This is a genomic window from Streptomyces sp. NPDC002476, from assembly GCF_042889785.1.
GTDB lineage: Bacteria > Actinomycetota > Actinomycetes > Streptomycetales > Streptomycetaceae > Streptomyces.
The window spans coordinates 121424-143282 of sequence record NZ_JBIARH010000003.1 but is presented as its reverse complement, the minus strand read 5'-3'; the positions used below and the strand labels follow the sequence as shown (position 1 = coordinate 143282).

Below are 21859 nucleotides of genomic sequence, written 5' to 3'. Positions count from 1 at the left end.
CTCAGCGCAGCTTCGGGTCAAGGGCGTCGCGCAGCCCGTCACCGACGAAAACGAAACCAAGGACGGTCAGGACGATCGCGATGGAGGGATACACCCAGAGGTAGTCCTTCACACCGAGGAAGTCCTTGGCGGCCGACAGCATGTTGCCCCACTCCGCGACCTCGGGGCTGACGCCGACGCCCAGGAAGGACAGCGATGCCTCGGCCACGATCGCGCTGCCGACGCTGAAGGCGGCGTACGCCATCACGGCGGCGATGGAGTTGGGAATGATGTGCCGGATGATGATCCGCGAGGTGCTGGCGCCCAGCGCGCGGGCGGCGAGCACGTAGTCCGCCTCACGGACCGACAGGATCGAGCTGCGCAGCAGTCGGGAGACGGTCGGCCAGGAGAAGACCGCCAGCGAGATGATCACCGGGGCGACGCCGCGGCCCATCGCGATGATGATGACGATGGCACCGATCAGCAGCGGGAAGGCGAAGAAGACGTCCGCGATGCGCATCAGCACCGAGTCGGTGGCCTTGCCGAAGTATCCGGCGAGGGAACCGATGATGATGCCGATGAGGGAGGCCAGGAAGATCGAGGCGAGACCGATGATGACGGCGATGCGGGCGCCGTAGATGATGCGCGACAGCTGGTCGCGGCCGAGCGCGTCGGTGCCGAGGAGGTGGTCGCCGCCCGGCGCCTGGAGGGTGTTGTTGAGGTCCTGCGCCAGCGGGTCGTACGGCGCCAGCAGCGGTGCCAGAGCGGCGGTCAGGAACAGCAGGACGACCAGCACGAGGCCGACCACGGCCAGCTTGTTGGCCATGAAGCGGTGACGGATCTCGCCCCACTGGGTGACGCGGGCGATCGCCGGCTCGGCCTCGGCCGGAGCGGCCGCCTTCTGAGCGGTCCCCGCCTCCGCTGTGCTCTTGGTGAGCTCAGTCATGGGTGTGACTCCTAGAACGGGCTGCCTGGGTTCAGGCGAGACGGATGCGCGGGTCGAGGACCGCGTACAAGAGGTCGACGATCAGGTTGAGCAGGACGAACACGCCGACGCCGAAGGTCACCACGCCGATGATGATCGGGTTGTTCTGCTGCTGGACCGCCTGCACCAGGGCGAGCCCGATGCCGTCCCAGTTGAAGATCGCCTCGGTGATGAGCGCACCACCGAGCAGGCTGCCGAAGGAGATGCCCAGGTAGGTGACGACCGGGATGATCGAGTTGCGCATCACGTGCTTGACGAGAACCGTGCGCCGAGGCAGGCCCTTGGCGATGGCCGTCTTGACGTAGTCGGCCCGCAGCACCTCCAGCATGGTGCCGCGCATGAGTCTCGCCACCAGTGCCGCGTCGAGGATCGCGAGGGTGAAGGCGGGCAGGACCAGGGAGTTGAAGGAGCCGTCGGAGATCAGCGGGAACCACTGGAGGTCCACCACGAAGAACTTCTGCAGGACCATACCGATGATGAAGGATGGGAATCCGACGGCCAACGTGGTCAGTAGTGTGATCAACACGTCCCAGAATGAATATCTGAACAACGCGGCGATCAGGCCCGCGAAGACGCCGATCGCGATGTCGATGACGATGGCCGCGATGGCCAGCTGTGCGGTGTTCGCGAGCTTCGGCTTCAGGATCTCGGTCACCGGGCGGCCCTGGGTGTAGTCCTCACCGAGATCGCCCTTGGCCAGATTCTGGACGAAGTGACCGTACTGCACCGGCAGTGGATCATTGAGTCCGTAGCGTTCCCGAAGCTCGGCCACGACGGCCGGGTCACGGGCCTTGTCGCCACCGAGCGAACCCACGGGGTCGCCGGGCAGGATGAACAGACAGCAGAAAAGAACAACGGTCGCACCGAAGAGGACGACGATCATCTGCCCGAGCCGGCGGATCACATATCTGCCCACGATGCCTCCTTCACATACTGAGCGTGGGGATGGGCGGCATCATCCGGTCGGGAGAGCGGCCGCTGCCGGGCGCCGCTAGGGGGGTACGCCCGGTACTGGGCGAAGGCCGTGGAAGCCGAAGAAGTTACTCCGACTCCACGGCCTTCGCCTACCTGCTGAAGAAGGCTCTTACTTGAGCGTGATCTCCGCGAGGTCCGGGTCCTCGAAGAAGTTCATCTTGAAGTTGCCGAACTTCTTCGTGTTCACCAGGCGGTACTGCGTGCGCTGCCACAGCGGGATGACGCCCTGGTCCTCGTCGAGCGCGATCTTCTCGGCCTGCTGGTACAGAGAGGCGCGCTTGGCGGCGTCCTTCTCGGAACGGGCCTGGTCGAGCAGCTTGTCGAACTTGGGGTTCGAGTAGCGGCCGCGGTTGTCGCCCTGCGCCTTGCCGGTCGACGGGTCCTCACCGATGCCGTCGGTGCTCAGCAGCGGGGCGAGGAAGTTGTCCGCGGTCGGGTAGTCGGCGGTCCACGCCGAACGCCACAGACCGTCGGTGCTCTTCTCCTGCTGTACGGCCAGGGCCTCCTTGAACGGCTTGCCGTTCAGCTTGACGTTGAGGCCGAGGACCTCCTTCAGCTGCGCCCCGACGGCCTGGACCCACTCCTCGTGGCCGGCACCGGTGTTGTAGCCGAAGTTGATGGTCGTGCCCGGCTTCAGGCCGCCCTTCTCGGCGTGCTCCTTGGCCTTGGCCTTGTCCTGCTTGAGGCAGGAGGTGCAGACACCGGCCTGGTAGGTGTCGGCGAAGGACGGCGGAAGGAACGCGGTGGCCGGCTTCTGCATGCCCTGGAAGACGGACTTGGCGATGGCCTCGCGGTCGATCGCGTACGAGATCGCCTTGCGCGCGTCGGCGTTGTTCAGCGGCTTGTTCTTGTTGAACGCGACCAGGTAGTTGATGCCGGAGAAATCGGCCGAGTACCACTGGCCCTGCGGCTCGTACTTGGCCTTGGCGACCGAGAGCTGCGGCGTGGGCATACGGGCGAAGTCGAACTGACCCGACTGGAAGCCCGTGTACTCGAGCTGGGAGCTGTTGCTCGGGTTGAGGATCTTGAGCTCGACCTTGTCCAGGCTGGCCTTCTTCAGGCCGTAGTCGTCGTTGCGGACGAGGTTGATCGACTTGTTGTGCTCCCAGTTGCCCTCCATCTTGAAGGGGCCGTTGCCGATCGGGGCACCGTTGTACTTCTTGTTCTTACCGGCGCCGGCGACCTTCGGGACCGGGCTGAAGGCCGCGTGGGCGGTCTTCTTGTCGAACTCGAAGTCGACCTCGGACAGTTCGACCTTGAGGGTGTTGGCGTCCGGAGCGGACAGACCGGCGAACTTGTCGGTCTTGCCGCCCTTGAGGTCCTCGTAGCCCTTGATGCCGGCCATGTGGTACGAGACGTCGGAGGCCGACGCCTTGGCGGCGACACGGGTCCAGCCGCGGATGAACGACTCGGCGTCGACCGTCTCACCATTGGTGAACTTCGTGCCGGCCTTGACCTTGAACGTCCAGGTCTTGCCGTCCTCGGACGTGCCGGACTCGGCGAGCTTCGGGATGAGCTTGCCGTCCGTGGCCACGTCGTACAGCTGAGTGAAGATGGCCCGGGTGACGAGCATGCCCTCGGATTCCTGGGCGTTCACCGGGTCGATGGAAACGGGCTCGGTGATGCCGAGCCGGAACGTGCCGCCATTGCCCCCCTTACCGGCGCCCTCGTTCTTGTCGCCGTCCCCGCCGCCACAGGCGGTCGCGGACAGGGCGATGATTGCCGCTCCCGCGACCCACTTGGCGCTCTTGGCACCACGCATGGGTTTCCTCCTCATGAGTCCACTTTTGACTTCAAGAAGGACACTGGAGTGATACACCGACACCCCTGACGGCGATCGTTCAGTGCCCCGAGTGTGCTCGTGAGTCGGCACTCCCCACAGTGCGTGACCCATTGACCCGAGCTCATCGAGCCAACTATTAAGGACGGCTGGGCCGTAAACCACACCTAAAGGGTCTCGTTTTGGCAACATCAACCGCACGCGTAGACCCGAAATACGGACAAAGCGATCCTAGACAGACACCCCCGAACCGGACCGTTAATGCATGTTCCGGAGAGCGACGCCCGATAACCGGACATCCGATCGAAGAAAACGGGTTGAATGTCTGAGGAACCCGCGCCCCCGGTTCCGGAGGGCCCGCTGACGGGGCGACACGGGCCGTGCCGGTGACCGTCACGGGATGCCGCCGGGCCGTCAAAAGACGTTCCCCGAAAGCGGCCCGGCCCCTGCGCACCGTGTGCGCAGGGGCCGGGCCGAAAGGGACTGGCGGAGGCCGAAAGGTACTGGCCGGCGTCAGCGCTTGGCGCGCGAGGCGGTGCGGGCGCGCTCGCGGGCGTCCAGGTTGACCTTGCGGATGCGGACGGCCTCCGGGGTCACCTCGACGCACTCGTCGTCGCGGCAGAACTCCAGCGACTGCTCCAGGGAGAGCTTGCGCGGCGGGACGATCGCCTCGAACGAGTCGGCCGACGAGGACCGCATGTTCGTGAGCTTCTTCTCCTTGGTGATGTTCACGTCCATGTCGTCGGAGCGCGAGTTCTCGCCGACGATCATGCCCTCGTACACCTCGGTGCCGGGCTCGGTGAACAGCACGCCGCGCTCCTGGAGGTTGGTCATCGCGAAGGCGGTGACCGCACCGGCGCGGTCGGCGACCAGGGAGCCGTTGTTACGGGTCTGCAGCGGGCCGAACCAGGGCTCGTGGCCCTCGTGGATCGAGTGGGCGATGCCCGTGCCGCGGGTCTGGGTCAGGAACTCCGTGCGGAAGCCGATCAGGCCGCGGGACGGGACGACGAACTCCATGCGGACCCAGCCGGAGCCGTGGTTCGACATGTTGTCCATGCGGCCCTTGCGGACGCCCATGAGCTGGGTGACGGCGCCCATGTGCTCTTCGGGCACGTCGACCGTCATGCGCTCGACCGGCTCGTGGACCTTGCCGTCGACATCCTTGGTGACGACCTGCGGCTTGCCGATGGTGAGCTCGAAGCCCTCGCGACGCATCTGCTCGACCAGGATGGCGAGCGCGAGCTCACCACGGCCCTGGACCTCCCAGGCATCCGGACGCTCGGTGTCGAGGACGCGGAGCGAGACGTTACCGATCAGCTCGCGGTCCAGGCGGTCCTTCACCTGGCGGGCGGTGACCTTGCGGTCCTTGACGGCGGACTTGGCGTCCGCGCCCTTGCCGGTGCCACCGCGGCCGACCAGCGGCGAGGTGTTCGTACCGATGGTCATGGAGATCGCCGGCTCGTCGACCGTGATCAGCGGCAGCGCGATCGGGTTCTCCGGGTCGGCCAGGGTCTCGCCGATCATGATGTCGGGGATACCGGCGACGGCGCAGATGTCACCGGGGCCCGCCACCTCGGCCGGCTTGCGGGTGAGCGCCTCGGTCATCATCAGCTCGCTGATGCGGACGTTCTGGACCGAGCCGTCGCGCTTGATCCAGGCGACCGTCTGGCCCTTGCGCAGCTCGCCCTGCTCGACGCGGAGCAGCGCGATACGGCCGAGGAAGTTGTCCGCGTCCAGGTTGGTGACGTGGGCCTGCAGCGGGGCCTCGTCGTCGTACCGCGGGGCCGGGATGTGCTGGAGGATCGTCGAGAAGAACGGCTCCAGGCTGGTCGAGTCGGCCGGGACGGTGCCGTCCTCCGGCTTGGTCAGCGAGGCGATGCCGTCACGGCCGCAGGCGTAGACGATCGGGAACTCGATCTGGTCCTCGTCCGCGTCCAGGTCGAGGAAGAGGTCGTACGCCTCGTTCACGACCTCGTCGATGCGGGAGTCGGGACGGTCCGTCTTGTTGATGCACAGGATGACGGGGAGCCGTGCCTGGAGTGCCTTGCGCAGCACGAAACGCGTCTGCGGGAGCGGGCCCTCGGAGGAGTCCACCAGCAGCACCACGCCGTCGACCATCGACAGACCGCGCTCGACCTCGCCACCGAAGTCGGCGTGGCCGGGGGTGTCGATGATGTTGATCGTGATCGGGTCCCCGCCGTCCTTGGGGTGGTACTTCACCGCCGTGTTCTTGGCGAGGATCGTGATGCCCTTCTCACGCTCCAGGTCGTTCGAGTCCATGACGCGGTCGTCCACGGAGTCGAGCTGGTGCGCGCCGAAGGCACCGGCCTGCTTGAGCATGCCGTCGACGATGGTGGTCTTGCCATGGTCGACGTGGGCGACGATGGCTACGTTACGGATGTCATGGCGCGTGGGCATGTGTGGCTTGAGCTTCTCTCGGATCGTGGGATCAGGCGTCTCAGTCGCTCTCGGGTCCTCGTACGCCCGCCGGGCGTACGCGCCACGGCTACCCACCATCGTAAAGGGCCGACGCCGTAGCGGCTTCCCCGGCGAATTCCCGCCGCCCCCGGAACGGAGGTCGCGGCGGGCTCCGGACGGGGCCGGGGCCCGGTGTCCCGCCCGCCGGACCGCGGCGGATCCATGCCCGCCGCGGCCCCGGTCGGTCTCGGCCGCCCGCTCCCGTCGTCCCCGTCGGCGTACGCGCTCACCGCGATGCGGCGCGGTCCTCGTTCGCATCACCGTGGCCATGTCTTCCGACGGATTTCACCGAAGGACACGGCCACGGTCCCCGGTGGGACGTCTGACACGGGACTTGAGCGGCTCCGGAGGTGGGGCTCCGCAGCGGCTGGACTCCGGGACGAGGCCCGGAGGTGGGGGGAGTGAGCGGCCACCCGGGTCAGCGGGTGCTCACGACCTTGCCCGCCGGAAAGCCGGGCGGGCAAGGGACTTGAGCTGGTTCTGAGCTTCTGGCGCCGCTCTGACCTGCTGCTCCTTCATCGCTTGTGCGTCTTGTCCTTGTACGTCTCGCACCCGGCACGGTGTGGCCGTGGTCGGTGCCTGCGGCTACCGCTTGCGTTGCGCCGGGGGCCCTGCGGGCTGCGGGCGCTTGAAGCCGATGTCCTGGTAGCGGGGCGTCCCGAAGCCGAAGGCCCCGACGTTCAACAGCCGCTTGTCGGCCGCCACGAGCTGCGGCCGCTGATAGAGGGGGATCGAGCCCGCGGCGGCCCAGATCCTGGCGTCCGCCTGGTTCATCAGGTCCCGGGCTGCCCCCTCGTCCAGCTCGGAGACCGCTTTGTCGAACAACTGGTCGATGCGATCCGTGCCCACGCGGGTGTAGTTCTGCTCGACCACCAGCGAACCGTCACCGGCGGGCATCGGCTTGGCGTAGATCGGACGGTTGTCGGTCGCCGGGTAGGCGGTGGCGGGCCAGGAGTAGAGCGCCAGATCGTAGTCGCCGGCGGCGATGTGATCCCGGAAGTAGCTGTCGTCGGAGACCCTGGTGATCGACGTGCCGATGCCGATCGAGTCGAGCATCGCCGAGATCTTGCCGCCGACCGCGCGCAGCGGCTCCGACCCGGGCCCGGACGGCAGGACGAAGCGCAGGTTCAGCGGCTGGCCGTCCTTGCCGAGCGGACCGCGTCCGGTCTCCGGGGCCGGAGCGGCGGTCCCGGCGGGGGCATAGGCACCGGCCGCGCCGCCGGGCCGCTGGTCCTGTGCGGCGATCGTGGTGGTGGCGCCCTCGGGGACGCCGGTTCCGGCCAGGTGCCCGGCCTGCCGCAGGAGGGCGGCTCTGTGGGCCGCTGCGGCGGGGGCGGGGGCGAGGATCCGCAGGCCGGCGGTGGTTCCGTCCGCGTCACCGGGTTTGCCGTCGTCCCCCACGATGTACAGACCGTCGCCGCGGCCGCCGTTCCCGCCGTCGTCGCCGTCCGCGCCCTCGACGCCGCTCCGGCCTTCGCTGCCGCTCCGGTCCTCGTTGCCGCTCCGGCCGTTCTTGCCTTCCTTGTCGTTCTTCTTCTCGGCCTCGCTGCCCGCCTTCGCGCTGCCCGGCTTCTTGACCGCGCCCTCGCGGGTCCAGCCCGCGTCGGCCAGCAGGGCCCGTGCCTCCTCCTTGTCCTCGCCGCCCAGCGCGCCGCTGCCGTCCCGGTACCCGGGCTGCCCCGCCAGGGCGACGTGGCTGCCGAGCGGCACGGCGGGCAGGCCGAGCGGCTTGAGTACGGTGTCGACGAGTTCCTGCCGGTTCAGGGCCCGGGCGACCGCGCGCCGCACCCGCTCGTCGGAGAGCGGCCCGGACCCGCCGTTGAGCGCGAGCTGGGTGTACGCGGGCTCCAGCGACTTGCGGACCGCGTACGAGCGCAGCGCGTTCTGCTCGGCCGTGTACGCCTCCGCGGCGGCCCGGGCCTTCTCCCTGGCCGCCCGCGCGGCGGCCGCCTCCGTCTCGTCCGAGCCGTACGCCATGGCCCAGGACCGCATCGCGGCGGCCGGGTCGTCCGCGGCCCCGGGCCCGTGGGCGAGGGGCTGTCCGTTCGGACCGTTACCGCGGGCCGCGGAGGCGACCCGGTTGGCCGTGCCGGCGTCGATGTCGGCGACCTCGACCTTGCGCTCGGTCAGGGCCTGGACGCGGTCCTTCGGCGCGACGGCGCGGAAGACGAGCGATTCGAGCTTGGCCGGCTTCCCCCACCAGCGCGGCTCACGGACAAGAGTGACTTCGCCCGCCTTCGTGTCCACGCCGCTCAGCCGGAACGGTCCGGCCGTGACCGCCAGGGCGGTCCGCGCGCCGTCGTTGAAGTTGTTCGGGGCGCCGGTCACCTCCTTCGGGTACAGCGGGGAGAACAGCGACCGCCAGTCCGCGTAGGGCTTGGCGAAGGTGACCCGGACCTCCAGGTCGTCGGCGCCGCGCTCGATCTTCGCGATGCGGTCGTATCCGGCGTTGCGCGCGGTCCAGTACGCCGAGTTCCTGCCGCTCAGCGCCCGCCACTGGGCGACGAAGTCGGGCGCCCCGATCCGCCGGCCGTTGCTCCACACCGCCTTCCGGTCGAGTTTGTAGCTGACCACCTGCCGGGGCTCGCGCTCGATCACCTTCGCGGACTCCAGGTAGTCCGGGTTGAGCTGCGGCCTGCCCCGGGCGTCCAGCGGGAACAGGGTCGGCAGCACGGCGCCGGTGATGCGGGTGGTGGAGCCATCGGCGTCGGCCTGGAACGCGTTGAGGGTGGCGGGCACGGAGTCGATCGCCCAGTGGACCGTCCCCCCGGCGGCGACCGAGCCCCGGCCCGCGACCGCGATGTCCTGGGGAGCGGCGGCGGCCGTCGCCGATCCGCTGTCGTCGGCGGTGCAGCCTGCCAGTACGGGGAGCGTCAGCACACCCGTCGTGAGGAGCGCGAGCGAACGGCGCTTACGGGCCGTCCCCCACGGGACGCCGACGTGGGACATGGCTGATACCTCCGGGGCCGGCCCGACCCACCCGCACCGGGACGGGCCGGATTTGTGCGTTTTGGATGGCATATGCAGTTGATCACACTGGTTCGCCCATCCACTGAAAGCGCACACCCGCATGAGGCGGCGCAGACACGGCGGGGGCTCCCCGAAGCTCACCCGCGCAGCGCAATACCGGCCGCACACGCGCCCGCGCACCGGGGTGTCCTCGACGAGCTCCCGCTCACGCCCCCGCCAGCCGGTCGAGCAGCTCCGCGGCCTGGGCGACCGTGCGGCGCTCCTCGTCGTCCAGCTCGGCGGCGAGTGCCTCGGCGAGCCAGTCGTTCTTGGCGACCCGCGGTCAGCCACCTTGCAGGGCTGCCTGTCATTCCTTCGGACGCTCTTGCCCCTCGCGTGACCAGCGATCTAGGGTGAATGCGCTTTCAAACGAAGGTCGGCACGTGCGGCGGCAGGGACGTACGGGCGCGAGAGGGAACGGACGGACGGTCGATCGAGTGAGCGCCCCAACGGTGTATGACGTCGCCGAGCGGTCGGGCGTCTCCATTGCCACGGTCTCCCGGGTCTACCGCACCCCCGATTCGGTACGCGCCCAGACCCGTGAGCGGGTCCTCGAAGCCGCCCGCCAGCTCGGGTACGTACCCAGCGGGAACGCCCGCGGTCTGGCCAGCCGGACCACCGGCGTGCTCGGTCTCTGCTTCCCCGACATGGCCGACCCCGACGCCGAGGCCGACGCGGAGGCGGACAGCGACGCCGACGACGCGGTGATGCTCTACTCCGACCAGATCATCCGCGGCATGGAGCGGGCGGCGCGCCGCCACGGGTACGCGCTGCTGATCGCCGCGTCACTGGAGGGTGGACCGGAGAGCGTCGCGAAGGTGGCGGGCCGGGTCGACGGGTTCGCCGTGCTGGCGCGGACCGTGCCGACCGAGGACCTCGAAGTGATCTCGCGGCGGCTGCCGGTGGTGATGCTCGCGGGGCCGCGCGAGATCGACCATCTCGACCACATCGTCGTCGCGAACGCCGACGGGGAGCGCGAGCTGGCCCGCCATCTGATCGAGGACCACGGGCTGCGCAGGCTCGCCTTCGTCGGTGGCGAGGTCGAGTCGCCGGACGCCGAGGCGAGGTTCCGCGGCTTCCGGGAGGCGTGCCGCGACGCCGGGCTGCCGGTGCCGGACGCGCCGGACCTGCGGGCAGAGATCATGACGCAGGCGGAGGGCGCGCGGACCGCCGAGGCGCTGCTGGACCGGAAGGGCGAACGGCCCGAGGCCATGCTCTTCGCCAACGACCAGATGGCGGTGGGCGCGTTGCGGGCGCTGGAGCGGCGGGGGGTGCGGGTGCCGGAGGACGTCGCGGTGACCGGGTTCGACGGGATTCCGCTGAGCCGGATCGTCCGCCCTTCGCTGACGACCGTCCGCCAGCCGATCCGCCGACTCGGCGACCAGGCGGTCGAGTTGCTGGTGCAGCGACTGGGCGACAGCGGGCGGGAGCCGGTGTCGCTGATGCTGCCGGTGTCCGTGGTCCGCCGCGCCAGCTGCGGCTGCGCCTGACCGGAACGAGCACCGGAACCAGTACCCGCACCCGCACCCGCACCCGCACCCGCACCCGCACCCGCACCCGCACCCGCACCCGCGCAAGTACGACGCGCGAGCCGCGGTCGCCCGGAGCGGCGCGCGCCCGCGGGAACGACGTCCGCCGGGACCACGAACGCTGTCCGCCGGGACCGGCCCGTGGGAACTCGCCCCGGACCGACCCGCCGGACCCGCCCACGGCCCGGCCCGGACCGCCGGAACGCGCCCGCCGGCCCCGCCGGCCGGAGCGAGTCGCCGGACGGGCCCCACCGGACCCGCCCGCCGCCCTCACGCCTTCAGGTGCGCCCCGAAGAACCGCCGCCGGGCCGCGTGCAGCTCCTCCGTCTCCGCCGCCCGCCCCGGGTGCTCGAAGTGCCCCGCGCTCAGCACCTGGAGTTCACGCTCACCGGGCAGGGCGTTGTGCACGGCGAACTGTCCCGGCGGCGGCACCGACGGGTCGAAGAGCGCCGCTGCCACCAGCACCGGCAGCTCCAGCCGGGTCGCGGCCGTGGCGGCGTCGAAGTACCGCAGCACCTCGGTGACCTCCGGGTGCGTGCGGTGGTGTCCGCGCACCGCCTCCCCGCTCCCCGCGCAGGGCAGGGTGAGCCGCAGCGGGTGGTTGCCGAACGTGGGCACCGTCAACTGCCCGGCGCCGAACCGGTCGTCCCACGGCAGGGCCAGGGCGCCGAGCCCGCCGCCGAAGCTCTCGCCGAGGTAGCCGAGCCGCGGGCCGCCCGCCCGGGGGTCCGTCTCCGGGACCAGTTCGTTCAGCGCCGACGCGGCGCACCACAGGTCCGCCACGCAGTCACCTATGACGTAGGTGTCGCGCGAGGCGATGCCGTGCAGGACGTGCCGGGCGGAGGTGTCCGGCACGTCCTGCCGCAGGCCGCGCGCGGGCAGACCCCGTACGCACGGCAGGATCGCCGCCGACCGGGGCAGCGGCAGCGGCACGTCGGGGCCGGGCTCCGCGCGGCCGCCGTACCCGTGCCCGATGACGAATCCGTACTCCGCCGACGCCCCCTCGGCGGGCAGCGCGACCCAGCCGCCGAGCCGCACCCCGCCGACCGACGTGAACGTCACCCCGTGGATCCGTACGCCGTCGCGTTCCTCCTCCAGCGGCCCCAGCTCCGGCTCCGTGGCGACCGCGCGCGCCTGCGCGTACCGGGCCCGCCAGAAGGCGTCGAAGTCATCCGGGGCGGTGGCGGGGGCGGGGACGCGGAGCAGGTCGTCGAGCGTGCGCCCGTAGGACGGATCGAAGGGGAAATCGTGTTCGAACGAAGTCATGGTCGCGACAGTACCGAAGCCGTCACCCCGCACCCCCGCACAATCCGTGACCCTTTACATGCAATCCGTCATATTCATCCGCCAATCGGTCACTTCATTACCAATTCCACAAACAGTGCATCTAACGTGCCAAGTCGAACGTCCAGGTGTCCGGCACGTTGCACGAGTGTGACCTAGCACCCTCTTGCGGAATTCCGAATTCCTGCCGCAGAGTGATGTATGCGCTTACAGGCAGCGCATACATCCGGATTGCTCAAGGAGGAGCCCTCCATGCCCCGCACCACCAGAAACGTCTCGGTCGCGATCGCCGTCGCCGCCGCGCTCACCTTCGGTGTCACCGCGTGCGGCAGTTCCGGTGGCGACGGCGTCGCGGCGGACGAGAAGCAGACGATCACCGTCTGGGCCATGGGCGCCGAGGGCGAGAAACTCACGGATGTGGCCAAGGAGTACACCAAGGCCAACCCGAACGTGACCGTGAAGGTCACCCCGGTCGGCTGGGACGTCGCCCACCAGAAGCTGGTCTCCGCCGCTGCCGCCGGCACCCTGCCGGACGTGGCGCAGATGGGCGGCAGTTACATGGGCGAGTTCGCCGAACTCGGCGTCCTGGAGCCGGTCGACACCAAGAAGTTCGACGAGAAGGACTTCTTCCCGTCCGGCTGGAAGCAGGGCGAGGTGGACGGCCAGGCGTACGGCGTGCCGTGGTACGTCGACACCCGCGTCCTCTACTACCGCACCGACCTGGCCGAGAAGGCCGGTGTCACCAAGGCTCCGACCAACTGGAAGGAGATGCAGGACCTCGCCACGGCCTACCAGAAGAAGGCCGGGACCAAGTGGGGCCTGTCCATCCAGCCGAGCGGCCTGGACACGGTGCAGAACTTCTACTCCTTCCTCTACTCCGCCGGCGGCGAGATCGTCGACGACAAGGGCAAGGTCGTCATCGACAGCCCCGAGGCCGTCAAGGCGCTCAAGGAGTACGGCTCCTACTTCGACAAGGGCCTCTCCAACAAGTCCGTGCAGCCCGGCTACGACGTGGTGAAGGACTTCGGCAACGGCCGTGTCCCGATGTTCTTCGGCGGCCCCTGGCACGTCACCCTGCTGAACGAGGGCCAGCCGCAGATCGACGGCAAGTGGGCGGTGGCGAACGTGCCCGCCGACAAGTCCTCCGTCTCCATGGCCGGCGGTTCGTCCCTGGTGATCTCCAAGGACAGCGAGCACAAGGCCGCCGCCACGGAGTTCATCAAGTACCTGACCGACACCAAGGGCCAGGCCGACTGGTACAAGCGCACCAAGGACCTGCCGGCCAACACCTCCGCCTGGACCTCCGGCGACCTCGCCGACGACGCCGCCCTCCAGGTCTTCAAGAAGCAGATGGACACCGCGAAGGCCTCCCCCTCGCTGTCCAACTGGACCGAGATCACCGACAAGGTCGACCAGGCCATCGGCAAGGTCACCCAGGGCAAGGCGTCCGCCGAGGACGCGCTGAAGACGGCTCAGTCCGAAATCGAAGGTCTCGTGAAGTAATCAAGGTCTCGTGAAGTAGGAGTCATGCGCACCATGACCTCAAAGGCCGCGGAGTCGGCCACGGTGCAGGCCGGGCCGGGGACCTCCGGGTCCCCGGCCACCGGGCCCGTGGGTCGCCGGGGTGGCAAGAAGTCGTCGATGGGCGTGCAGAACCTGGCCGGCTGGCTGTTCTCCACCCCCTTCCTCGTCCTCTTCCTCGTCTTCATGGCGTTCCCGATCCTGGCGACGCTGGCGATGAGCTTCACGGACTTCGGGCTGCGCAATGTCACGCACCCGTGGGACGCGAACTTCGTCGGCTTCGAGAACTACGTCAATCTCTTCAGCGACGAAAAGTTCCTCAAGTCGCTGTTCAACACGGCGTACTTCGTGGTGGTCGGGGTCCCCCTGACGATCTCCCTGGGGCTGATCGTCGCCGTGCTGCTGAACAACGGCATCGACCGGGCCCGGACCTTCTTCCGCGTCGGCTTCTACGCCCCGGTGGTCACCACCATCGTCGCGGTCGCCGTGGTCTGGCGGTTCGTGCTCGACCCGACCGACGGACTCGTCGCGGGCCTCTTCTCCGAGGTGGGTCTCACCGCGCCCGACTTCCTGGGCTCCGAGACGCTCGCCATGCCTTCCATGATCGCGATGGCGGTCTGGCGCAACCTCGGTACGGTCATGGTGCTCTTCATCGCCGGTCTCCAGGCCATCCCCACCGAGGTCCGGGAGGCCGCGCGGCTGGACGGGGCCGGTGTGTGGCAGGAGTTCAAGGGCATCACCGTGCCCCTGCTGCGCCCCACACTGCTCTACGCCACGGTGATCACCACCATCGGCTACCTCAACGTCTTCGAGGAACCGTTCGTGATGACCCAGGGCGGCCCCTCGGACTCCACTCTCACCGTCTCGCTGAACATGTACCGCGAGGGCTTCAACTTCTTCCACATGGGCTATGCGAGCGCCATGGCGTATGTCCTCTTCGTAGTGATCATGGGCATCACGGTGCTGCAGCTCCGACTGCTGAAGGACAACACGAAATGAGCGCCACCAGTGCACCGGGCGCCGTTCCGACGGCGCCGGAGAAGAAGTCCGGGGGTCCACTGCCGTCGGGGTCCGGGGGCTCGCGGCGGCCGGCCGGCAAGGACCGGTCCGGCGGCCCCGGGCGCGTCCTCGTCTACGTCCTGCTCTCCGTCGGCCTGCTGGTCATGTCGGCGCCGTTCCTCTGGATGGCGGTCTCCGCCTTCAAGACACCGCAGGACCTGGCGGCCAGCCCGCCGGTGTGGCTCCCGACCGAGTGGACCCTGGACAACTTCCGGGACCTGCTCGACAAGCTCGATCTGCCGCTGTACTTCATGAACTCGCTGATCGTGGCAGTGCTGGTCACCGTCTCGAATCTGGTGTTCTGCTCGATGCTCGGGTACGCCCTGGCCAAGCTGAACTTCGCCGGACGCAACAAGATCTTCGGGCTGGTCCTCGGCGCGCTGATGGTGCCCGGCAACCTGATGCTGCTGCCGCTGTTCGTGCTGATGAGCAAGCTCCAGCTGATCGACTCGTACGCCGGTCTGGTGCTGCCGTTCGCCGCCGGGGCGTTCGGGGTCTTCCTGATGCGGCAGTTCATGCAGTCGATCCCGGACGAGCTGCTGGAAGCGGCCCGGATGGACGGCGCCGGAGAGTGGTACATCTTCTGGCGGATCGTCATGCCGCTGGTGAAGCCCGCCCTGGCGACGCTCTCGATCTTCACGTTCCTGGGCTCCTGGAACAACTTCGTCTGGCCGCTCATCGCGACCAACGACCCCGACAAGTACACCCTGCCGGTCGCGCTGGCCACCTTCGCCACCGACCCCAACAAGGCGGGCGGCTCCAACGGCATGCTGATGGCCGGCTCGTTCCTGATCGTGCTGCCGGTCCTGGTCGTCTTCATCGCGCTCCAGCGGCACTTCACCCAGGGCATCGCCACGGCGGGCATGAAGTAGCGGCCCGCACCACGGCACGCCTCTCCGAAGACCGCTTCGAGGACTGCCTCGGGGAGGTTGCCCCGGGCGGCCGGTCCCACGAGCCGGTTCATGGGACCGGCCCACGGAACCGGCGCACGCGAACCGGCTCGACCGGCCGGGCCGCAGGACCGGCCCGCACGAGACCGCCGCCCCACCGAAACGTACGAGGCCGCGCACCCCACACCCCGCGTCGGCCACACCCTTTTCACGCACCGGAAGGACATTCCGCGATGACTCACACCCAGGTCCCGTTCCCCGAAGGCTTCCTGTGGGGCGCCTCCACCGCCGCCCACCAGATCGAGGGCAACAACACCAACTGCGACTGGTGGGTCAAGGAACACACCGCGGGCACCCACATCCAGGAGCCCAGCCTGGACGCCTGCGACAGCTACCACCGCTGGCGCGAGGACATGGACGTGCTGGCCGCCCTGGGCTTCACCGACTACCGGTTCTCCATCGAGTGGGCGCGCATCGAGCCCGCCGAGGGCCGCTTCTCCCGCGCCGAACTCGCCCACTACCGCCGCATGGTCGAGGGCGCCGTCGAACGCGGTCTGCGCCCCATGATCACGCTGCACCACTTCACGGTGCCGCAGTGGTTCGAGGCGCGCGGCGGCTGGACCGCCGAGGGCGCGGTCGACCTCTTCGCCCGTTACGTCGCGGCCTGCGCACCGGTGATCGCCGAGGGCGTCACGCACGTCTGCACCATCAACGAACCGAACATGATCGCCGTCATGGCGGGCCAGGCCAAGCGCGGCGACAACAGCTTCCCGCCCGCGGGCCTGCCGACCCCCGACGACGAGACCACCGAGGCCGTCATCGCCGCCCACCACGCGGCCGTCAAGGAGGTCCGGGCGATCAACTCCGGCATCCAGGTCGGCTGGACCATCGCCAACCAGGTCTACCAGGCCCTGCCCGGCGCCGAGGAGGTCACCGCGGCCTACCGGCACCCCCGCGAGGACGTCTTCATCGAGGCTGCCCGCGGCGACGACTGGATCGGCGTGCAGTCCTACACCCGGACCAAGATCGGCCCCGAGGGCCCGATCCCGACGCCGGACGACGCCGAGCGCACCCTCACCCAGTGGGAGTACTACCCGTCCGCCGTCGGCCACGCCCTGCGCCACACCGCCGAGGTCATCGGCAAGGACATGCCGCTGATCGTCACCGAGAACGGCATCGCGACCGACGACGACAGCCGCCGGATCGACTACTACACCGGCGCACTGAACGAGGTCGCCCGTGGCCTGGAGGACGGCCTGAACATCCAGGGCTACCTGGCGTGGAGCGCGCTCGACAACTATGAGTGGGGCTCCTACAAGCCGGCCTTCGGCCTGATCGGCTGGGACCCGGAGACCTTCGAGCGGCTGCCCAAGCCGTCCGCCCGCTGGCTGGGCGAGATGGGCCGCACGCGCGCCCTGCCGCGCATCGCCGGCTGACCACCGGTCCCGCCGGCCCACCTCGGCCCCGACCGGCCTCGGCCCATCGGCCGTTGCCGGCCCGAGACCGGGAGCGATCCGACGACGCTCCCGCCCGTACGGGAACCCGGAGGCACCTGACGACCGCCCGGTTCCCGTACGCCCCCGCCCGTGCGGGCGACGCGCGTGTCCAGCCCCGCCGACGCGCGTCGCCCGCGCGGGTGCCGTACGCACCACGGCGCCCCGCGCCCTCAGCACGACCGACGAACGAAATCCGTCCACCGCCCACAGTCGGTGGCTCTTCTTCGAAGGATTCTGATGGACCGTCGCACGTTTCTCACCGCTGCGGGAACAGGGGCAGCCGCCCTGTCGCTCGGCGCGGTGTCCGTACCTTCCGCGAGCGCCGCACCCGCCGCGAACACCACCGGTGCCACCGGTGCCACCGGCGCCGCCCGGTTCGCGCACGGCTCGAACACGGCGCTGCTGCGGCGCTGGTTCCGCGACACGTACCGCTCCATGGAAGCGATGACGACCGACTTCGGTCTCGCCGTCGACAAGATCGACGTCAGCGGCCCCGGCGCACCCGTCCAGTCGCGCCAGACCTCCCCGACCAACATCGGCTGCGGCCTCTGGTCGACCGTCGCCGCGGCCGGGCTCGGCGTCATCGACGGCTCCACGATGGAACGCCGCCTGGAGCGCGCCGTCCGGGCCGTCGAGAAGCTGGAGCGCCACCACGGCTTCTGGCTCAACTGGTACGACGCGCACGACGGTTCGGTCATCACCGAGTGGCCCGGCACCGGCGACCCGGTGCGCCCGTTCCTGTCGTCCGTCGACAACGCCTGGCTGGTCACCGGTCTGCGGATCGCCGCCGACGCCGCGCCCGCCCTGCGCCCCCGCATCGGCCGCATCCTGGCCGCCGCGGACTGGTCGTACTACTACACCCCGTACGACCCGGCCGACCCCGTCGCCGGACCCGGGCAGCTGCGCGGCGGCTTCTGGACCGACACCGGGGAACCCACCGGCCACCACTACGGCGCGCTCAACACCGAGCCGCGCATGGCCAGTTACCTCGGCATCGCGGACGGCTCGCTGCCCGCCGACCACTACTGGCACCTGCTGCGCACCATGCTCCCCGAGCACGAGCAGGAACAGCACCCGGGGGGCGCCTACGTCGCCATGGACGGCGTACGCGTCTGGCAGGGGCACTACACCCACCGGGGCCGCAAGATCGTCCCCAGCTGGGGCGGTTCCATGTTCGAGGCGCTGATGGTGCCGCTGTTCGTGCCGGAGGCGGAGTGGTCGCCGCGTTCCTGGGGCCTCGCGCACCAGCGTTACGTACGGGGCCAGATCGAGCACGGCATGGAGGAGGCCCGGTACGGGTACTGGGGCTTCTCCCCCGCCAACATCCCCGAGGGCGGGTACCAGGAGTACGGCGTCGACGCGCTCGGCATGCAGGTCGACGGGTACGCCTCCAACACCGACCGCACGTACACGACGGACGGCGCCCCGCTGCCGCCCCCGTCGGCGTTCACGAACGGCGTGGTCACCCCGCACGCCTCGTTCCTCGCCCTGCCCTACGCACCGGACGAGGCGATCGCCAACCTGCGCGCGCTCGACCGCGACTTCGGCGCCTACCACGCCGGATACGGGTTCCGGGACTCCGTCAACGTGAGCACCGGGCGGGTCAGCGACTACGTGCTCGCCCTCGACCAGGGGATGATCGCCGCGGCGCTGGCCCAGGCACTGCGGCCGGGTCTGCTGCAGACGCCGTTCCGTACCGGTGGCTTCCGGTCGCGGGTGCGTCCGCTGCTCGCCAAGGAGCGCTTCTCCATCTGACCGGTCACACGGGGCGGCGCCACCCGTGGCCACATGGCCGCGGGGGCGCCGTCCGCGTGGTCACGGGGGGCGCCTTTCGCCCGGTCGCGGGCGGCGGGCAGTGGACATAGCCTCACAAAGGTGACATCGCTCAGGAGCCGTATCCGAATACCCGGGCGGCGCGGGCCCGGCGGAGCCCCGCTCACCGCGCTGTCCGCGGTGAGCTTCCCGGCCGTCCCGGACCTCCTCCGGACGGCCTATGCAGCCGTCCCGGCCGGCTCGGGGCCCGGGACCGGCGGCAACGGCGGGGCGGGTGCCGTGGACCTGATCGTGCCGCTGGCCGTCCTCGCCGGCACGGCGGCGACCGCTGCCTTCGCGCGCGTCCGGCGTCGGCGGCGCACCGCCACCCGCACCACCCCCGGGACGGCAACCCGCCGACGGCCGCACGAGGGGGCGTAGGCCCCTCCCGCCCGGTTCAGTACATGCTGAGCAGTTGTTCCAGCGTGGGCTCGGCGGCCGGCGCCCCGTCGGGCAGCGCCAGCTCGAACCAGACGGTCTTGCCGCGCGGCGTCCGCCTGGACCCCCAGCCCATGCTCAGCATCCCGACCAGCTGCAACCCGCGCCCGCCCTCGTCGGTGTCGCGGGCCCGCCGCCGTCGCGGCTGGACCAGGCCCGCGTCCCACACCTCGCACACGAGTGTGCGGTCGAGCAGCAGGCGGAGCCGGATCTCGCCCTCGCCGTACCGCAGGGCGTTGGTGACCAGCTCGCTGACCAGCAGTTCGGTGGTGTCCACCAGTTCGCCGAGGTCCCAGGCGAGCAGCTGTTCACGGGCCAGTTCGCGGGCGCGGCCGACGGAGCGGGGCTCGCGGGGCAGCCGCCAGTCGCCGACGGCGTCGACCGGAAGTCCCCGGATGCGCGCCATGAGCAGGGCGATGTCGTCCTCGCCGTGCCGGGTGTCGAGCGTGGCCAGGACGTGGTCGCAGACGTCCTCCAGCGGCCGTCGCGGCGCGACGAGCGCCTCGCGAAGGGCCTTGAGCCCCTCGTCGAGCGGATGGTCGCGGGACTCGACGAGACCGTCCGTGTAGAGGGCGAGCAGGGCGCCCTCCTTCAGTTCGACCTCGACCTCCTCGAAGGGTTCACCGCCGACGCCGAGCGGCATCCCGGGCGGGACGTCGAGCATGACGGCCCGTTGGCCCGGTTCGACCACCGCCGGGGGGAGGTGGCCGGCGTTGGCGAAGGTGCACCGCCGGGTGACCGGGTCGTAGACCGCGTACACGCACGTCGCCAGGTACACCTCGGAGAGGTCCGCCTCACGGGACTTGTGGGCGGCCCGGGAGGGCCACTGGGCTCCGCCGCCGGAACCCCCGGGGAAGGCACCGGCGGCGCGGCCGGGGGTGCCGAGTCCCCGCGCGACCTCGTCGAGCGCGGCGAGCACCTCGGCCGGCTCCAGGTCGAGCAGGGCCAGGGTCCGTACGGCGGTGCGCAGTTCGCCCATGGCCACGGCGGCGCGCAGGCCACGCCCCATGACGTCGCCGACGACGAGGGCGGTGCGATGGCCGGGGAGCTCGATCACGTCGAACCAGTCGCCGCCCACCTCGGTGGCGGTGTTGCCGGGGAGGTACCGGCAGGCGATGTCGAGACCGGCGGCCTCGGGGTCACCGGGCGGCAGCAGGCTGCGCTGGAGGATCAACGCCCGCTCGTGCTCGCGCCGGTAGAGACGGGCGTTGTCGATACAGACAGCGGCACGGGCGGCGAGTTCGACGGCCAGGCCCCGGTCCCGTTCGCCGAAGGGCTCGCTGCCCTTGGTGCGGGAGAACTGGACGAGTCCGACCACCGTGTCGTGGGCGACCATCGGCACGGCCAGGGTCGACTGGACGAAGCCGCGGTCGTCGCCGGGGACGTCCTCCACGTGCCCGGTGCGCAGCGCGATGGCGCAGGGCGAGTAGTACGGGAACCGGTGCACGGCGCCGAGCGCGGGCGGCCCGTCGCCGGGGGCGGGTGCGGTCCGGTCCGCCGACGTGGCGGGCAGGGCGTCCGACACGGCGCTGGCGAAGGCGACCCGGCGCAGCTCGGCGGAGCCGCCGACGGACTCCTGGCGGAGCGAGTCCCAGCTCCCGGGCGGCGCGTCGTCACCGGTGAGCAGCCCCTGGTAGAGGTCGACGGAGGCGAGGTCGCAGAAGCCGGGCACGGCGACGTCGAGGAGTTCGCGGGCGGTGGTCTCCAGGTCGAGGGAGTTGCCGATGCGGGCGCTGGCCTCGTTGAGCAGCGCGAGGTTGCGGCGGGCACTGGCCGCCTCCCGGGCGGCGATATGACGCCCCGTCACATCCGTGGCCAGCCCGGCGATGCCGACGGGCCGACCCGAACCGCCGTGGACGCGGTAGAGGTTCATGGACCAGTACCGGCGGTCCGGGTCACCGGGGGCGTGGCCGACGAGCTGGAGGTCGGTGACGGACGTCCCGGTCTCCAGCACCCGCTTCAGGGTGGCGGTGAGACGGTCCGCCTCGGTGCGGGACAGGTAGTCGTCGACGGTGCGCCCCCGATGGTCCTCGGCCCTGCCGCCGAAGACGGTGGCGAAGCGCTCGTTGGCACGCACCACCGCGAGGTCCATACCGAACAGCACGAAGCCGAAAGGAGATTGGCCGAATATGGCCTGTGACGCGGCGAGGTCCGTCTCGATGCGGCGCAGGGCGCGGACGTCCACGACGATGCAGAGCGCGGCCCGTTCCCCGGTCTTGGTCTCGCTCGGCATCACGTAGAGCTCGGCGAGTCCGCGGACGCCCCGCTCCCCCGGTATCCGGAACGGGACGAGGCCCGTCCACTCCCTGCCGTCGAGGATCTCGCCGACCCGGCGATGACCGCCCCGCCGCAGCTCGGCGGGCATGAACGCCTCGACCGGGTCCATGCCCACGGCGACGTCCGCGGCGATGCCGAACAAGCCCGCGGCCCGTCGGCTCCACTGCTCGATCAGGCCATCGGCGCCGATCGAGAAGGAGGCGACTCTGATGTAGTCATAGATCGAGCCGGGCGGACTGTTCTGCCACACGATGCCGCCCGCCGTCCCAGGTATTTCGCTCACGCGACCGTCCCCTCCAGCTCACACACCGGACCGGCCCTGACCGCAGTATTCAGCACTCCGGCCC

At 70.2% G+C, this 21859-nt stretch carries 14 protein-coding genes; 7 read left to right on the top strand and 7 right to left on the bottom strand.

The features are described from left to right. Position 1 precedes the first annotated feature (1 nt). The 5 genes from ACFYXM_RS04475 to ACFYXM_RS04455 form a co-directional block, all read right to left on the bottom strand. Complete coding sequence (locus ACFYXM_RS04475; RefSeq protein WP_389286774.1) at positions 2 to 925, bottom strand: ABC transporter permease; 924 nt, start codon at positions 923 to 925, stop codon at positions 2 to 4. Positions 926 to 956: 31 nt separating this feature from the next. Continuing rightward, positions 957 to 1880, bottom strand: a complete 924-nt coding sequence (locus tag ACFYXM_RS04470; protein ID WP_389286772.1) for an ABC transporter permease — start codon at positions 1878 to 1880, stop codon at positions 957 to 959. A gap of 168 nt (positions 1881 to 2048) precedes the next feature. Continuing rightward, positions 2049 to 3701 (bottom strand): ABC transporter substrate-binding protein, encoded by a 1653-nt coding sequence (locus tag ACFYXM_RS04465; RefSeq protein WP_389286770.1) that lies wholly within the window; start codon positions 3699 to 3701, stop codon positions 2049 to 2051. A 531-nt stretch (positions 3702 to 4232) separates the two neighbouring features. After that, positions 4233 to 6137, bottom strand: a complete 1905-nt coding sequence (gene typA, locus ACFYXM_RS04460) for a translational GTPase TypA (RefSeq protein ID WP_389286768.1) — start codon at positions 6135 to 6137, stop codon at positions 4233 to 4235. 645 nt (positions 6138 to 6782) lie between these two features. Then, positions 6783 to 9146, bottom strand: a complete 2364-nt coding sequence (locus ACFYXM_RS04455; protein WP_389286766.1) for an ABC transporter family substrate-binding protein — start codon at positions 9144 to 9146, stop codon at positions 6783 to 6785. Positions 9147 to 9643: 497 nt separating this feature from the next. On the opposite strand from ACFYXM_RS04455, the gene ACFYXM_RS04450 reads away from it, so the two are divergent. Then, the gene (locus tag ACFYXM_RS04450; RefSeq protein ID WP_389286765.1) at positions 9644 to 10696 is read left to right on the top strand and encodes a LacI family DNA-binding transcriptional regulator; all 1053 of its coding nucleotides are present in this window, start codon (positions 9644 to 9646) and stop codon (positions 10694 to 10696) included. A gap of 309 nt (positions 10697 to 11005) precedes the next feature. Here the strand turns inward: ACFYXM_RS04450 and ACFYXM_RS04445 are convergent, their stop codons facing one another. Beyond that, a complete protein-coding gene (locus ACFYXM_RS04445; RefSeq protein WP_389286763.1) occupies positions 11006 to 12001 on the bottom strand; it encodes an acetylxylan esterase in 996 nt (331 codons plus the stop codon). 270 nt (positions 12002 to 12271) lie between these two features. On the opposite strand from ACFYXM_RS04445, the gene ACFYXM_RS04440 reads away from it, so the two are divergent. The 6 genes from ACFYXM_RS04440 (at position 12272) to ACFYXM_RS04415 (ending at position 19178) form a co-directional block, all read left to right on the top strand. After that, positions 12272 to 13522, top strand: a complete 1251-nt coding sequence (locus tag ACFYXM_RS04440; protein ID WP_389286761.1) for a sugar ABC transporter substrate-binding protein — start codon at positions 12272 to 12274, stop codon at positions 13520 to 13522. Positions 13523 to 13546: 24 nt separating this feature from the next. After that, positions 13547 to 14539, top strand: a complete 993-nt coding sequence (locus tag ACFYXM_RS04435) for a carbohydrate ABC transporter permease (RefSeq protein WP_389286759.1) — start codon at positions 13547 to 13549, stop codon at positions 14537 to 14539. Next, positions 14536 to 15471, top strand: a complete 936-nt coding sequence (locus ACFYXM_RS04430; RefSeq protein WP_389286757.1) for a carbohydrate ABC transporter permease — start codon at positions 14536 to 14538, stop codon at positions 15469 to 15471. The genes ACFYXM_RS04435 and ACFYXM_RS04430 overlap by 4 nt, the downstream gene beginning before the upstream one ends. Positions 15472 to 15722: 251 nt before the next feature. Beyond that, positions 15723 to 16925 carry a glycoside hydrolase family 1 protein gene (locus tag ACFYXM_RS04425; RefSeq protein ID WP_389286755.1) on the top strand — a complete coding sequence of 401 codons (1203 nt, stop codon included), beginning with the start codon at positions 15723 to 15725 and terminating at the stop codon, positions 16923 to 16925. Between the two features lie 297 nt (positions 16926 to 17222). Further along, positions 17223 to 18740 (top strand): glucoamylase family protein, encoded by a 1518-nt coding sequence (locus ACFYXM_RS04420; protein WP_389286753.1) that lies wholly within the window; start codon positions 17223 to 17225, stop codon positions 18738 to 18740. Between the two features lie 120 nt (positions 18741 to 18860). Further along, on the top strand, positions 18861 to 19178 hold the full coding sequence (locus tag ACFYXM_RS04415) for a hypothetical protein (RefSeq protein WP_389286751.1): 318 nt from the start codon (positions 18861 to 18863) through the stop codon (positions 19176 to 19178). A gap of 16 nt (positions 19179 to 19194) precedes the next feature. On the opposite strand, the gene ACFYXM_RS04410 is transcribed toward ACFYXM_RS04415, so the two are convergent. Further along, complete coding sequence (locus ACFYXM_RS04410; protein ID WP_389287167.1) at positions 19195 to 21762, bottom strand: SpoIIE family protein phosphatase; 2568 nt, start codon at positions 21760 to 21762, stop codon at positions 19195 to 19197. Between the last annotated feature and the right edge of the window lie 97 nt (positions 21763 to 21859).